13 protein-coding genes are annotated in these 13,710 nt (G+C 65.3%); 4 read left to right on the forward strand and 9 right to left on the reverse strand.

What is annotated here, in order from left to right:
• Positions 1-91 precede the first annotated feature (91 nt).
• From C9412_RS06435 to C9412_RS06475, 9 genes are all read right to left on the reverse strand, one after another.
• Complete coding sequence (locus C9412_RS06435; RefSeq protein ID WP_008268344.1) at positions 92-442, reverse strand: hypothetical protein; 351 nt, start codon at positions 440-442, stop codon at positions 92-94.
• A gap of 23 nt (positions 443-465) precedes the next feature.
• Positions 466-3,219, reverse strand: coding sequence for a type VI secretion system ATPase TssH (gene tssH / locus C9412_RS06440; protein WP_107230860.1), 2,754 nt, complete (start codon positions 3,217-3,219; stop codon positions 466-468).
• A 66-nt stretch (positions 3,220-3,285) separates the two neighbouring features.
• Positions 3,286-4,377 carry a type VI secretion system baseplate subunit TssG gene (tssG, locus tag C9412_RS06445; protein WP_107230861.1) on the reverse strand — a complete coding sequence of 364 codons (1,092 nt, stop codon included), beginning with the start codon at positions 4,375-4,377 and terminating at the stop codon, positions 3,286-3,288.
• On the reverse strand, positions 4,341-6,176 hold the full coding sequence (gene tssF, locus C9412_RS06450) for a type VI secretion system baseplate subunit TssF (protein WP_107230862.1): 1,836 nt from the start codon (positions 6,174-6,176) through the stop codon (positions 4,341-4,343). Before tssF ends, tssG begins: the two co-directional genes overlap by 37 nt.
• Positions 6,176-6,664: a type VI secretion system baseplate subunit TssE gene (gene tssE, locus C9412_RS06455; protein WP_057496761.1), complete on the reverse strand. Its 489-nt coding sequence runs from the start codon at positions 6,662-6,664 to the stop codon at positions 6,176-6,178. Before tssE ends, tssF begins: the two co-directional genes overlap by 1 nt.
• 126 nt (positions 6,665-6,790) lie before the next feature.
• A complete protein-coding gene (locus C9412_RS06460; RefSeq protein ID WP_006465355.1) occupies positions 6,791-7,288 on the reverse strand; it encodes a type VI secretion system tube protein Hcp in 498 nt (165 codons plus the stop codon).
• 146 nt (positions 7,289-7,434) lie between these two features.
• Positions 7,435-8,925: a type VI secretion system contractile sheath large subunit gene (tssC, locus tag C9412_RS06465; protein WP_107230863.1), complete on the reverse strand. Its 1,491-nt coding sequence runs from the start codon at positions 8,923-8,925 to the stop codon at positions 7,435-7,437.
• 3 nt (positions 8,926-8,928) lie between these two features.
• Positions 8,929-9,429, reverse strand: a complete 501-nt coding sequence (gene tssB, locus C9412_RS06470; protein WP_107230864.1) for a type VI secretion system contractile sheath small subunit — start codon at positions 9,427-9,429, stop codon at positions 8,929-8,931.
• 30 nt (positions 9,430-9,459) lie between these two features.
• Positions 9,460-10,068, reverse strand: coding sequence for a tetratricopeptide repeat protein (locus C9412_RS06475; RefSeq protein WP_238985215.1), 609 nt, complete (start codon positions 10,066-10,068; stop codon positions 9,460-9,462).
• Between the two features lie 254 nt (positions 10,069-10,322).
• Between C9412_RS06475 and tssJ the strand changes: the two genes are divergently transcribed.
• The 4 genes from tssJ to C9412_RS06495 all read left to right on the forward strand — a co-directional run.
• A complete protein-coding gene (gene tssJ, locus C9412_RS06480) occupies positions 10,323-10,946 on the forward strand; it encodes a type VI secretion system lipoprotein TssJ (RefSeq protein ID WP_258190048.1) in 624 nt (207 codons plus the stop codon).
• Between the two features lie 216 nt (positions 10,947-11,162).
• On the forward strand, positions 11,163-12,497 hold the full coding sequence (gene tssK / locus C9412_RS06485) for a type VI secretion system baseplate subunit TssK (RefSeq protein WP_107230867.1): 1,335 nt from the start codon (positions 11,163-11,165) through the stop codon (positions 12,495-12,497).
• On the forward strand, positions 12,494-13,288 hold the full coding sequence (gene icmH / locus C9412_RS06490) for a type IVB secretion system protein IcmH/DotU (protein WP_181358771.1): 795 nt from the start codon (positions 12,494-12,496) through the stop codon (positions 13,286-13,288). Before tssK ends, icmH begins: the two co-directional genes overlap by 4 nt.
• 10 nt (positions 13,289-13,298) lie before the next feature.
• On the forward strand, positions 13,299-13,710 hold a 412-nt coding region (locus C9412_RS06495; protein WP_258190049.1), incomplete at its 3' end, for a contractile injection system protein, VgrG/Pvc8 family.

The raw sequence follows: 13,710 nt of genomic DNA on the forward strand, positions 1-13,710 counted from the left end.
GGTGGTCTGCATGCGACGTGCGCATCGGTTGCCTCCGCTTCCCGCTTCCGCGCGGCCTGCGTCCCGACCGGGGCGCAGGCACGCACAGCCGTCAGGCCGCCTGGACGATCTCTTCCAGCTGCAGGCGCACGCCCTCGCTGATCTTCAGGCGGTAGTCGCGGCCACCGGCGGTGATCTGCAGCTCGCGCACATTGCTCACCAGCTGCGGCTTGCCGACCACCGGGGCATCCATGTGGATGCGCCAGGAACCGCGGCTGATCTGCGCGGCGATGTTGCGGGCATCCTGGCGGGCCGCCGGCACGGCGGTGTCCAGCAGTTCGATCACATGCTCCGGGCGCAGCCGGTTCCAGGCACGCACGCGGTCCAGTTCGCGACCCAGGCCCAGCTCCAGGCTGTCGCAGTGGTTGAGGGCCGCTTCGCGGTCAAATCCATAGAATTCCATCAGCGTTCTCCTTCTGCTCAGTGTCATGACACTTTGTATTTGAAGTCACCCTTCTTGCCGGCGGTGACCTTGATGGCGTTGATCCGATTCCCTTCGGCCATTGCCGCCAGCACGCTCTCGGCGATTTCCGGCAGCAGGGTTCCATTGAGGATGTGGTCAACGTTGCGCGCACCCGAGTCCACTTCGGTGCAACGTGCAAGCACGGCCTCCACCAGGCTGTCGTCCCAGCTGAAGGTGGCCTTGTGATTGGCGATGACGCGGTCGCGGATGCGGCCGAGCTTGAGCGTGATGATCTGCGCCAGCACGTCATCGTTGATGGGGTAGTACGGCACCACCTTCAGGCGGCCGAGGAAGGCCGGCTTGAAAGTGCGCATCAGCACCGGGCGCAGCGCATCGGACAGCGCTTCCGCGCCAGGGATTTCCTCGGCCGGCTTGTTCAGGCAGGCCTGCATGATCTGCGAGGAGCCGATGTTGGAGGTGAGGATGATCAGCGTGTTGCGGAAGTCGATCTCGCGGCCCTCCGCGTCATCCATCATGCCCTTGTCGAACACCTGGAAGAACATCTCCAGCACGTCCGGATGGGCCTTCTCGACCTCGTCCAGCAGCACCACGCTGTACGGGTTGCGGCGCACCGCCTCGGTCAGCACACCACCTTCGCCATAGCCCACATAACCCGGCGGCGAGCCCTTCAGGCCCGACACGCTGTGCGCTTCCTGGTATTCGCTCATGTTGATGGTGACCAGCTTGCGCTCGCCGCCGTACAGGATGTCGGCCAGCGCCAGCGCGGTCTCGGTCTTGCCGACGCCGGACGGGCCGACGAACATGAACACGCCGCGCGGCTTGTTCGGGTCTTCCAGCTTGGCGGTCGCGGTGCGTACGCGCTGGGCGATTGCATCCAGGGCATGGTCCTGGCCGATCACGCGTTCGACCAGCAGCGTGCCCAGGGTACGCACGGTACGGATTTCGTCCTTGACCATGCGGCCCAGCGGCACACCGGTCCACGCCGAAACGATCTCGGCGACCACGGTGCCATCGACCTGCAACGGCACCATCGGGGTTTCGCCCTGCAGTTCGCGCAGCGCAGCCTGCAAGCGTGCCAGTTCGGCGTGCTGCGGCGACAGTTCCGGCGTGGCCTTGCCGCGCTTGGTGGCCGGCTTGGCCACGGCCACATCGCCATCGGCGTCGTCGCCTGCGCCCTCGGCGTCGCGCGCCTCGTCCCCACCCTGCTCCAACTGCTGGCGCAGCGCGGCGATCTGGCTGGCCAGCTCACGCTCGCGGCCCAGGCGCTCTTCATTGCTGGCCAGCACGGCCTGCGCTTCGGCTTGCTGCGCATGCAGTTCGGCCAGGCGCTCACCGTGATGGTCGCTGCCACCGGCCGTCTCGCGCTGCAACGCGGCGATTTCCGCCTGCAGGCGATCCAGATGCTTCCGCGTGTCCTCGATGATCGCCGGCGTCGCGCTCTGCCCCAGCGCAACCTTGGCGCAGGCGGTGTCGAGCACGCTGACCGCCTTGTCCGGCAGCTGGCGGCCGCTGATGTAGCGGTGCGACAGGCGCACGGCCTCGGTCACCGCCTCGTCCAGCACGCGGATGTTGAAGTGCGCTTCCATCAGCCCGACCATGCCGCGCAGCATCGCTGCGGCCAGCGCTTCGCTGGGTTCTTCGACCTTGACCACCTGGAAGCGGCGGGCCAGCGCCGCGTCCTTCTCGAAGTACTTCTTGTACTCGCCCCAGGTGGTCGCAGCGATGGTGCGCAGCTCGCCGCGCGCCAGCGCTGGCTTGAGCAGGTTGGCCGCGTCGTTCTGGCCGGCGGTGCCACCGGCGCCGATCATCGTGTGCGCCTCGTCGATGAACAGGATGATCGGATGCGGGCTCTTCTTGACCTCGTCGATCACGTTCTTCAGGCGGTTTTCGAACTCACCCTTGACGCTGGCGCCGGCCTGCAGCAGGCCCATGTCCAGGGTGTGCAGTTCCACGCCCTGCAGCACATCCGGCACATCCTTGTCGGCAATCCTGCGCGCCAGGCCCTCGACCACAGCAGTCTTGCCGACGCCGGCCTCGCCGGTCAGGATCGGGTTGTTCTGGCGGCGGCGCATCAGGATGTCGATCACCTGGCGGATCTCGCCGTCGCGACCGATCACCGGGTCGATCTTGCCCTCGCGCGCCCGCTGGGTCAGGTTGGTGGTGAACTGGTCCAGCGCCGGTGTCTTCGACAGGCCGCCCTTGGCCTCGCCCGGCACCACGCCCTCTTCCTGATCGCCCTCGCCCGGCGCCGAGGCGTCGGCGAAACGCACGGTCTGCACCGCTTCCTGCGAGCCCTCGGTGAGCTTGGCGAAGTCGTGCTTGAGTTCGTCGCGCTTGAAGCGCACGAACAGCTTCGAGCCGCGGTAGGCCAGCTGCGAAAGATCCGGCTCGGTCAGCAGCGCCAGCAGCAGGTGGCCACTGCGGATGCGGGTGGTCTCCGAATCCAGCGAGGCGATCAGCCAGGCATGCTCGAACAGCTTGGGAATGTGCTGGGAGAACACCGGGGTGCGGCTGTTGCCGGTCTTGAACTGGCTGATCTCGTCGTTGAGGTCACGTTCCAGCGATTCGGGCAGGATGCCGCTGCGCCGTGCGATCAGCACGAAATCGCTCTGCGGCTGTTCAAGCAGGGCCAGGAACAGGTGCTCCAGGTCCACCTCGTAGTTGCCGCGCGCCATGCACAGGTTCGCCGCCCGCTCGGCCGCCAGCCGGCAGGTGTCGTCCAGTTTGCTGATCAGGGTCTTGAGGTTGATGCTCATGCGGAAACACGCACTCCTTGCTGGAACCGTTCGGGGGCCGGCGGCGCGGACGCCACCGGCGCTGTGTCATTGCAACGTGTGGATGCCATAGGTGGTGTCCTCACGGGAAGTGGTCTGCGTCTGGGTACACAGGTAGCTGTCCCAGCCAAGGCGGACGCCACCACCGCCGCCGAGTGCGCTGCCCTGCACATCCTCGGCGCGCAGCACCAGCCGCACTTCGTATTCAAGAATGCCGCCGGTCAGCAGCGACAGCCATTTGCTGAGCGCCTCGGCGGCACTGCCACCGGGCAGGAACGCGTCGAACTGGTCGCGGCGCAGCGGACCGATGCGCAGGCGCAGGCGCAGATCGCGCTGCCAGACCCGGTCACCGGCCAGCGCACTGGCGCCCAGCACGGCATTGGCCTGGCCCAGGCGGGTGGCCTGCCCCGCCGGCACGCGATACCAGGCCCCGACGAACTGCTCCAGGTGCAGCGGCACCTGGAAGTAGTCCGACAGCACCCGCTGCATCAGCATCGCCGACACCGGGCGCTGACGCACCGCACCGGCGTAATAGGCCACGGCCTGGTCGAAGATCTCGCCCTCGCCTTCGTGCAGGCGATCGCGCAGCTCGCTCATGCCCATGCCGAGCAGCGACAGCACCAGCGGCAGGAAGCGCTCGCGCCGGTCCAGTTCGTACTGCAGCGCCAGCCGATGCTTCTTCCAGGCAGCGTAGTGCAGCGACACCGCGCGGGTGGAGAAGATATCCAGGAACGCGCGCGCGGTGCGGTCGCGCTGGTACAGCTCGCGCAGCTGCAGGGTCTCGGTGTAGTGCAGCGGCAGCGCACCGGCCGTACCCAGCAGACCCATGAACTGCGGGGTCAGATGGACCTCGGCCAGCTCCTCGCCATGCAGGGCCTGCTCGATGGCTTCACGTCCCTGCAGACGCTCGCCTTTGAGCGAATAGACTTCGCCGTCGGCCGACAGCTCGGTGGCCGGGAAACCCAGCGACAGCGAGTTGCGGAAGCGCACCCGCATCGGCACGGCCTGGCCGGGCTTGACGCCCTGGCGCTGGAACACCTGCTCCAGCAACCGCACCGCCTGGAAGAACTGGAAGCGGTGCGGTTCGGTGAGCAGCTGCTGGGCTACGCCAGGATCGATTCGCCGCTGCGCGCTGGGCATCGGACGATCTCCTCTCCGCTGTCGCCGGACACCAGCACCAGTCGGGTAAAGCTGTTGGCATGCACATACAGTGCAAAGAAGTGGTCCATCACCTGGGCGAAGGCGGCCACACCGGTACCCACGAAGTGGGCTTCATTGAGGGTCAGGCGGATCTCCAGGCCACGCACCACCGAGGCGAACTGGCGGCCATGCATCCAGGTGGTCACCGGGGTCTGCTGCAGTTCAAGGATGCCGTCGATCTGCCGTGCCGAGACGGTGCTGCCGGACAGGTCGTACAGGCGCAGCATCTCCTTCAACGCGGGCAGGCCGCTGGCGGTCAGTGACAGCTGGTTCAACGACAGGTGCGAGATCAGGCGCCATTGCGCATTGCGACCATGACGGAACCGCAGCGGCTTGCTCGGCTTGCGCAGCAGGCTGATCGCCCTGGCCGGGCTGCCGCCTTCGATGTTGAGGTCACCGCCAGCGACGCCAAAGGCGAGCTGGTTGGGCAGGTCGCGGTTGCTGCAGGTCAGCTCCAGGCTCACCGTGTCGGTCTGTGGCAGCACCGGGTTGAACGAGAGGTCGACGAAGCTGATCTCGGTCTCGAAGCCCGGGCTCTGCCGGGCGATGTCCTCATCACGGCGCGCCACCCAGTACTGGCCAGTGCGCTCGGGATCTTCGCCATGATGCAGCGAATAGAACGGACGGAAGGCCTGGATCAGCTCGCCCTGCGGCGTCTGCCGGATGCGGTGCACCGAATCGATCGAATGCACCTCGTAGGCGAAGGCACGGCGCGCGTCGGCCAGCACCGGATAGTTCACCGTGCGGTGGGTGACCCGGATCGGCTCGCCACTGGTCTGGAACAGGTTGACGATGGGGGTGCAGCCCAGGCGCAGATTGTGCGGCCCCAGTTCTTCCAGCACCATCGTGTTGTCACGGTCCTGGCCCTGCGCCTGCAGCACCAGATGCAGGGTGAAGCGACGGCTGGCGCTGGCGGTCAGGGCCGGCAGGTGCAGGTCGACGAAACCGAATTTCTCCGGATAGGCGAACAGTTCGGTCAGCAGCCGATAGGCCGGATGCGAGCGCGCCGGGAAGTCGATCAGGGCTTCATCATCGGCAAAGCCGACCGGGCTCAACGGTACGTTGTCCAGGCGGCGCCAACGGCCGTCGCCATCGGATTCCACATAGGCCGCCTTGACCCCCAGCATCAATGCATCGCGCAGCGCGGCGCGCACCGACGGCTCACCGTCGAGGAACAAGCGCAGGCGATCGGTGCCCAGCTGGTGGAAACCGAGCTGGTCGGACAGCAGCTGGAACCCCATCGAGATCTGGCCGCCGCTGCCGGCGGGCAGCGTAGTGGCCATCGGCGCATCAGCCACGCTGCGGTACACCACCTGCTGCACGCCGACCGGCGCCAGCACCACGTCGTAGGCGGTGCGGAAATCGCAGGGCACGCCCCGCACCGGGCGGCTCTGCAGGGCGGTGCCACGCGGCACGCGCACCGGCGCGCTCAGTTTGGAGGCCACGCCTTCCATGTCGAAATGAGCGATCGAGCAGGACGGAAACGGTCGCAGGTAGTGCGGATACAGCACGTCCAGCAGCGCATCGGTGAACTCGGGATAGTCATCCTCGATGCGCTTGGACACGCGCGCACTGAGCAGCGCGAAGGCTTCGATCAGGCGCTCGACATGCGGGTCCTGGCTGCCTTCGGCAGACAGCTGCAGGCGCCCGGCGATCTTCGGGTAGCGCTCGGCGAACTCACGCCCGTAGCGACGGAGATAGGCCAGTTCGCGTTCGTAATAGGGCAGCAGATCCTGCATCAGGCGGCCTGCGTACGGCGTGCGCGGGTGACCTGGTACTGCAGGGTCGACGGCTGCAGCATCGCATCGAAACTGACCGGCTCGCGTGCCGGCTCCAGGTCCAGCAGCGCGTGGATGGTGAAATGCAGGCCGCCAGCGAACTGGTTGCCGGCATCAAGATGCACGTTGACGTTGCGCAGGCGGCGCTCATGACGCGCCACGGCCTGCTCCAGCGAACGGCAGATGGCCGCCCGGTCGTAGGCATTGGCAAGGCTCATGGCCGAAAAATCGGCCAGCCCGTAGGTCAGCAGCGATTGCCGGCAGTTGGGAAATTCCTTCATATCGCCTTCCTGGAACGCGGCGCGCGAATTCAGCAGCCCCTCCAGGTCGCGGGCAATGGATTCCTTGTACTGCTCAAGCGAGACGGACTTGAAGACCGGCCCGGCGCCCGGTTGCTTGGGGGCGTCGTCGAACAGTTTTTCCAGCAGGCTGGGTTCGAGTCCCTTCATTGGAAGATCCACTCAGGTTCGGCATCCGTGCGGGCGGCAACGGTGCAGCAAAGGCGAGGCCGATCCTGGCCCCACCCGGCGATCAGACTGCGATGGCGCACTAGGCGCCATCGCAGCGACACAACATCACACGGTGTAGTTCGGGATGTTCTTGGTTGCGCTCCACTGCGCCACGGTCTTGCCACCAACGCCGCCTTCCGGCTTCTGCTGCTGGTAAGTCCACTTGATGGCGCCGAAGCTCAGCTGAACAACTTCCTGCGGCATGCCTTCCTTGTCCACCGTCGTGGTGACGCGGTGGACCAGCACGTTCAGCAGCTCGACCGTGTAGTAATTGATCGCGTTGCCGTCCTTGTCGGCGCGCATGAACTGGATCTGCGCCTTGGGGAAGGTGGTGCCGTTGGAGGCGGCCTGGTTCAGGGCCGTGGAGGCGAGGTCGATCGACTTGGTGATTTCGATCGGGGACAGGTTCACGCGGGCAGCGGTGGTGCCGCCGGAGGTCGACGCGGTGGCCGAACGCGGCTGCAACAGGTCCTGCGAGAACGACTGGATTTCGATCCAGTCCTTGTGCTTGTCGTCGTGCGACTCGCCCTTGATGGTGTCAATCGAGAGGAAAGCGTGCTGCATATCTGGTCTCCTAAATTCCGTTCTTCCGTGAGATTTGATGTGCCAGGCGCGGGCCTGGCGGTTAAGGGGGGCTACGCCCTCTTGAAATAAGCGTCACTGCAATCCGGGGAGCGGACTCCCCTGGACGCTTCAGTTACAGCAAACCGTTACGACTTTTTCGCGGACGCCGGCAGTTCGGCGACCAGACGCAACGAAACAGACAGCTCATCGAGCTGGAAATGCGGCCTGATGAAGGCCACCGCGCGGTAGACGCCAGGCTTGCCCGGCACCTCCGAAACCTGCACAGATGCTTCGCGCAACGGGAACTGCGCCTTGGCTTCCTGCGACGCGTTGTCGTCCAGCAGCACGTACTGGGCGATCCAACGGTTCAGGAATTCCTCGACGTTGCCCGCCGAAGCGAAGCTGCCGATCTTCTCGCGCATCATCGCCTTGAGGTAATGGGCGATGCGCGAGACCGCGAAGATGTACTGCAGCTGTGCAGACAGGATCGCGTTGGCATTGGCCGAATCGGTGTTGTACTTCTTCGGCTTCTGTGCCGACTGTGCGCCGAAGAACGCGGCGTAGTCGGTGTTCTTGCAGTGCACCAGCGGCATGAAGCCGAGGTCACTGAGTTCCTTTTCACGACGGTCGGTGATGGCCACCTCGGTCGGGCATTTCAGCGCCACTTCACCATCGTCGGTACGGAAGGTGTGGGTGGGCAGATCCTCGACCAGGCCACCGCCTTCCACACCACGGATGGCGGCGCACCAGCCGAAGCTCTCGAAGGCCTGGGTCAGACGGGCACCCATGGCGTAGGCGGTGTTGCACCACAGGAACTTGCTGTGGTCGGCCGCTTCGATCTCTTCGACGAAGTTGAAGCCCTCGACGGTGGTGCCGTCCTTCGGGTTGTACGGCAGGCGGCCGAGGAAGCGCGGCATGGTCAGGCCCACGTAGCGGCTGTCCTCGCTCTCGCGGAACGACTTCCACTTGGCGTATTCGACGGTGTCGAACACCTTGGCCAGGTCGCGCGGCTTGCCCAGGTCGGTGAAGGTTTCCAGGCCGAACATGCCTTCGCTGGCAGCGGAGATGAACGGCGCGTGCGCCGCGGCGGCCACGTGCGACATCTGCTCGATGAAGTACATGTCCTCCGGCTGGCGGCCGAGGAAGTAGTCACCGATCAGCGCACCGAACGGCGCACCACCGAAGGTACCGAATTCTTCCTCGTAGACCTTCTTGAACAGCGCGCTCTGGTCGAAGTCGATGGCCGACTTGAAATCCTTCACCAGGTCCTTCTGCGGCGAATTGAAGACCTTGATCTTCATGTTCGGGCCGGTGGAGGTCTGCTGGCACAGGTAGTGCAACCCGCGCCAGCTGCCTTCCAGCTTCTGGAAGGCATCGGCGTGCATGACCGCGCTGAGCTGCTCGGAGATGATCCGGTCGATCTCGGCGATGCGGGCATCCAGGGTGAGATTGAGGTTGTCGGAGACCACCACGGTGCCGTCCAGGACTTCCTTCGCCAGCGCGGCGATGATGTCCTTGGCGCGGTCATGTTCGGTCTGCGACTTGGCGACCTTGCTCTTCTCGACGATCTGGTCGAGCAGGCCCACCTCTTCGGCGACGGCGGCCTGGGTGGCCAGTTGGCTGGCATCGGCTGACATCGGTCAGTCCTCCTTGGTCACGCCGAGCTTCTTCAGCTGCTCGGTGTTGTTGAGCACATCGGTCAGCAGGTCTTCCAGCTTCTCGTTGCCGGCCAGCTTGTTGCGCAGGTCGGCCAGCTTGGTGCGCGACTCGAGCAGGCGACGCAGCGGCTCGATCTGCTGCACCACCGCCTCCGGGCGGAAGTCCTCGATGGAGTTGAACTTCAGCTCGACGCCGAATTCGCCGCCGTCGTCACTGATCTTGTTCGGCACGCGGTACACCGCGCGCGGCGCCACGCCTTCCATCACTTCATCGAAGTTGTCCAGATCGACGTTGACGAACTTGCGATCCTTGACCTTCGGCAGCGGCTGCTCCGGATTGCCACTGAAATCGCCCATCACGCCGACCACGAACGGCAGTTCCTTCTGTTCGATCGCGTCGCCCTTCTCCACGTCGTAGGTGAGCTGGACGCGCGGCGGGCGGATCTTCTGCAGCCGCTTCTGGATGCTTTCCTTCTTGGCCATGAGTGTCTCCTGACTGGGGCCGGTTCCGGATCAGTTGCCGATGTTCTGGAACGGATCGGAGGTGTTGGAGCGGGCGGCAGGCTTGGCCGGCTGCGTCGCGGCGGGCTGGGCAGCGGCGGCCGGAGCGACGGCACGACCGGCGCGGGTACGGGCGCGCGGCTTGGGCTTGGGCGTCGGATCGAGAATGGCGTCACCCATGGTGTTGCGCAGCGTGGTGGCCAGGGTCTGTGCTTCCTTGCGGGCGGTATCCGACGCCAGCGCGCCACGGCCCTGCAGGCGGGTGAGCGACTGGTTGGCGACGCGGAAACCGGCAACGGTGATCACGCCATCGGCAACCAGATCGTTGGGATCACGCTGGAGCACCTCTTCGGCGGCAACGATCGCACGGGCGTACTGGCCCTGATCGAACTGCAGCTGTGCGATGCGCACCCACGGCTCCTTGCGCGTCGGGTCGGCCTTGGCGGCCAGCTCGAACGCACTGATCGCGGCATCGGCGCCGCCAGCGGTGACCTGCGCCTCCGCATTGCTCAGCGTGGTTTCGAACGGCACGACCTCGGCCTTCTTCGGTGCCGATGAGCAGGCCGCCAGGCCCGACAGCATCATCAGCGCGAACATCGGCCGGTACACAGCCTTCCCCATTGCCTTCACTTCCATAGTGATCCCTCGTCGAAATTAGTTCCTAAAGGGAGCCGAATCTCCGCCGATACAACACACGGGATTCCTGCCCCTGTCGGCGGCAGTGTACATTCGCGAATACGCGTCGGTATAGTGAATTTCGTCAAGAATATGGCGAATTTGATAGACACACTCTTCACATCCCGATGTGATATTCGCGAGCAGAAACCTTTATACGCGCACTTTTCACCCCCGCACTCCGAGCCCGCCGACTGCACATGAATGCGCAACTCTTCCGATTCCAACGCGTGATCTCCGTCACGATTTTCTCCCTGATTATCTCCAGCTCGCTGACTGGATGCGCCAGCGACAGCAAGCTGGGTAAAGCGATGGACAAGACATTGCAGGCCGTCGGCATCCGCGAGGAGAAGCCCGAGGCACCGCCAGCGATTCCGCTGCGCCTGTATGCCGGCAGCAACCTCAATGCCGGCAATGACAAGCGGGCCACGGCGGCAGTGGTCAAGATCTACCACCTGCGCAGCCTGCAACGCTTCGAACAAGCCCCTTTCAACGCCTTCCTGGACCAGGCCGGCGAGCAGGCAGCGCTCGGTGCGGACCTGCTGTCGGTCAACGAAGTGGTACTCACCCCCGGCGCCCGGCAGGAATTGTCCGAGCAGCTGAGTGAAGGAAGTGCAGTGCTCGGCGTGGTCGCCCTGTTCCGCGCCCCGGCCGAGAATCGCTGGCGGCTGGCCTTCGACACCAAGGGCAAGACGCTTCCGCAGGACGGCGTCACCATCGGCGTGCATGCCTGCGCTCTTACCAGTGACAGCAAGGCCTTGTTGACACGTATTTCCGGCGATCCCGGCAGTCTTGCATCGATCCGCTGCGCAGGGGCGAAGTAATCCCGCGCCGGAATTCTGGCACTCGATTTCGCCGATGCGATAGTATCCCCTGACGCAACGTTTGCCCCCGCGTGCTTAATGTGAGATCCAACTCACACTTTCACTTTGCTTTATAGGGGTTCTCGCCACAGGGGAAGGTGAGAATGGCGGGATCGGCCCTCGCGGACGATATTTTCGAGCTATTTCCAAGGATTGAACGTGGCTTATGTAAGCAGGATGTCGAAGGTTCTCTGGGGTGAAGGATTGTTCCTGCGCCCCCAGCATTTCCAGCGTCAGGACGCCTATCACGAAGCGCGGCTGCAGGATCTTTCGCAGACGCTGCATCCGTATGGCTGGGGTGCGCGCCGGGTGCGTTTCGATCCCCATGCGCTGTCGGGTGGCACGCTTCGCCCGCTCGACCTGTCGGCCGTGTTCCCCGATGGCGAGACCTACGATGCGCCGGCCCATGACAGCCTGCCCGATGCGGTCTCGCTGCAGGATCTGCCGCCCGGCGTGCAGTCCACGGTGGTCTACCTGGCACTGCCGCTGCTGCGCGACGATGGCGCCAACTGCGCCGATGCCGAAGGCACCGTGCTGGCCCGCTATCGGCAGGCCAACCGCGATACGCAGGATCTGTTCACCGACGCGGTGGAAGCCGAGCTGGCCTTCCTCAGCAAGGCGGTGAAGCTGCTCACCGACGACCAGCCGCGCGATGCCTATGCCACGGTGCCGGTGGCACGCGTGCGCCGCACCTCCAGCGGCGGCTTCGAACTGGACGATGAGTTCATCCCGCCGTGTGCGCAGCTGCAGGCATCGCCGTTCCTGCATCGCGAACTGCGCGCCGTGCTTGATGCCCTGCAGGCCAAGGTGGACGCGCTGTACGGCCTGCACCGGCAGACGTCGCAGAACATCATCGAATTCCGCTCCGGCGATATCGCTTCGTTCTGGCTGCTGCACACCATCAACAGCTCGTTCAGTGCACTGGCGCACCTGCTGCATCATCCGCAGCTGCATCCCGAGCGCCTGCACCAGGAGCTGCTGCGCATGGCCGGTGCGCTGCTGACGTTCTCCAATGCGTACCAGCTGGGCGATCTGCCGGTGTATCGCCACGACCAGCCGGAGGCCTCGTTCCGCAAGCTGCTGGAGATCGTGCGCGCCCTGCTGGATACGGTGATCTCCACGCGCTACTTCAAGATCGCGCTCAACGAGATCAAGCCGTCCTACCACCTGGGCCGCCTCGATTCGCAGCGCATCGATGGCAATGCCTCGTTCTACCTGTCTGTGTCGGCTTCGCTGCCGGCGCAGGAGCTGATCCAGAGCGTGCCGGTCCGCTTCAAGGTCGGCGCGCCGGACGACGTGGAGAAATGCGTGCTGTCGGCGCTGCCCGGCGTGAAGCTGGTGCATGCCGCGCAGGTACCGGCAGCGATTCCGGTGCGCCCGGGCAGCCACTACTTCGAGTTGGACGCGCGCGGCGCGCTGTATGAGCGCATGCTCAAGGCGCAGTCGGTGATGATCTACGTGCCGGCCGGCATTGCCGAGCTGAAGATGGAACTTGTGGCGGTGACCTCATGATGAACTCTCCCCTGCCCCCGACCCCGGGCCCGATGCCGTCGCTGACCGCCAATGGCGCGATGGTCAACCCCACGCCGCAGGCGGCCAATCCACAGAGCCTGCAGGACCTGATGTCCGACGGCTTCTACCTGCTGCTGCTGCTCAAGCGCGGGCAGCTGCCGCACGATGCCGAAGGCTTCGTGCAGACCGTGCAGAAGTTCCTCGATGGCGTGGAGCGCAACGCGATGCGCATGGGCGTGGCATCGGAGGACGTCTACGCCGCCAAATACGCCTTCTGCGCCGCCGTGGACGAAGCGATCCTGTCGCAGCCTTCGCCGCTGCATGAGACCTGGGAGCGCAACCCGCTGCAGCTGCGCCTGTTCGGTGAGCACCTGGCCGGCGAGCACTTCTTCGACCGGTTGGAAGAGCTGCGCCGCCAGGGCGCGGCGCGCCTGCCCTCGCTGGAGGTCTACCACTACTGCCTACTGATGGGCTTCGAGGGCAAGTACCGCCTGGAAGGCACCGAGAAGCTGGGCTACCTGACCGCACGCCTGGGCGATGAAATCGTCTACCTGAAGGGCAAGCGCCACGGTTTCGCACCGCACGCGCTGCCGCCGGACAACGTGCGCCACAGCCTGCGCCGCGTGGTGCCGCTGTGGCTGCCGGCGGTGGTGGTGGGCTGCTTCGGCATCGTCGCCTTCTTCGGCATGCGCACCTATCTGGGCCACGAGACGCGCCAGCAGCTGGCCGCCTACAACGACGTGGTGCAGATGCCCGAACGCACCGCGCACATCACGATCACCTTGCCATGAGCCTGATGATATGGACATCCCAAGCTCCGCACTGCTCGCTTCCCTCGCCTCGCTGTCGCACCGCGACCGCCTGATCCAGCTGAAGGGCCCCGAGGCGGGCCTGGTGGTCGAACGCTTCGAAGGCACCGAAGCGGTCTGCGGCGACAACCGCCTGCAGATCGACTGCCTGGCCACCGATGCGTTCCTGGACCTGGACCCGTGGCTGGAACAGCCACTGACCCTGCAGCTGCGCCAGGCCGATGGCGCGCTGCGGCAGTGGCATGGGCTGTGCACCGAAGCGGCGCAGCTGGGCAGTGATGGCGGCCTGGCCCGCTACCGGCTGATCCTCGAACCCTGGACCGCGCTGCTGCGCCTGCGCCGCAACGCGGTGATCTTCCAGGACGTGGACACCCGCGCGATCTGCGAGCAGATCTTCGCCGACT

It is taken from the genome of Stenotrophomonas sp. Nf1, assembly GCF_003028475.1.
Classification (GTDB): Bacteria; Pseudomonadota; Gammaproteobacteria; order Xanthomonadales; family Xanthomonadaceae; genus Stenotrophomonas.

Bases quoted from the DNA above. Each gene is read 5' to 3' on its own strand.
- C9412_RS06435 (WP_008268344.1), bottom strand. From the start codon at position 442: ATGGAATTCTATGGATTTGACCGCGAAGCGGCCCTCAACCACTGCGAC.
- tssH (WP_107230860.1), bottom strand. From the start codon at position 3,219: ATGAGCATCAACCTCAAGACCCTGATCAGCAAACTGGACGACACCTGC.
- tssG (WP_107230861.1), bottom strand. From the start codon at position 4,377: ATGCCCAGCGCGCAGCGGCGAATCGATCCTGGCGTAGCCCAGCAGCTG.
- tssF (WP_107230862.1), bottom strand. From the start codon at position 6,176: ATGCAGGATCTGCTGCCCTATTACGAACGCGAACTGGCCTATCTCCGT.
- tssE (WP_057496761.1), bottom strand. From the start codon at position 6,664: ATGAAGGGACTCGAACCCAGCCTGCTGGAAAAACTGTTCGACGACGCC.
- C9412_RS06460 (WP_006465355.1), bottom strand. From the start codon at position 7,288: ATGCAGCACGCTTTCCTCTCGATTGACACCATCAAGGGCGAGTCGCAC.
- tssC (WP_107230863.1), bottom strand. From the start codon at position 8,925: ATGTCAGCCGATGCCAGCCAACTGGCCACCCAGGCCGCCGTCGCCGAA.
- tssB (WP_107230864.1), bottom strand. From the start codon at position 9,429: ATGGCCAAGAAGGAAAGCATCCAGAAGCGGCTGCAGAAGATCCGCCCG.
- C9412_RS06475 (WP_238985215.1), bottom strand. From the start codon at position 10,068: ATGGGGAAGGCTGTGTACCGGCCGATGTTCGCGCTGATGATGCTGTCG.
- tssJ (WP_258190048.1), top strand. From the start codon at position 10,323: ATGAATGCGCAACTCTTCCGATTCCAACGCGTGATCTCCGTCACGATT.
- tssK (WP_107230867.1), top strand. From the start codon at position 11,163: ATGTCGAAGGTTCTCTGGGGTGAAGGATTGTTCCTGCGCCCCCAGCAT.
- icmH (WP_181358771.1), top strand. From the start codon at position 12,494: ATGATGAACTCTCCCCTGCCCCCGACCCCGGGCCCGATGCCGTCGCTG.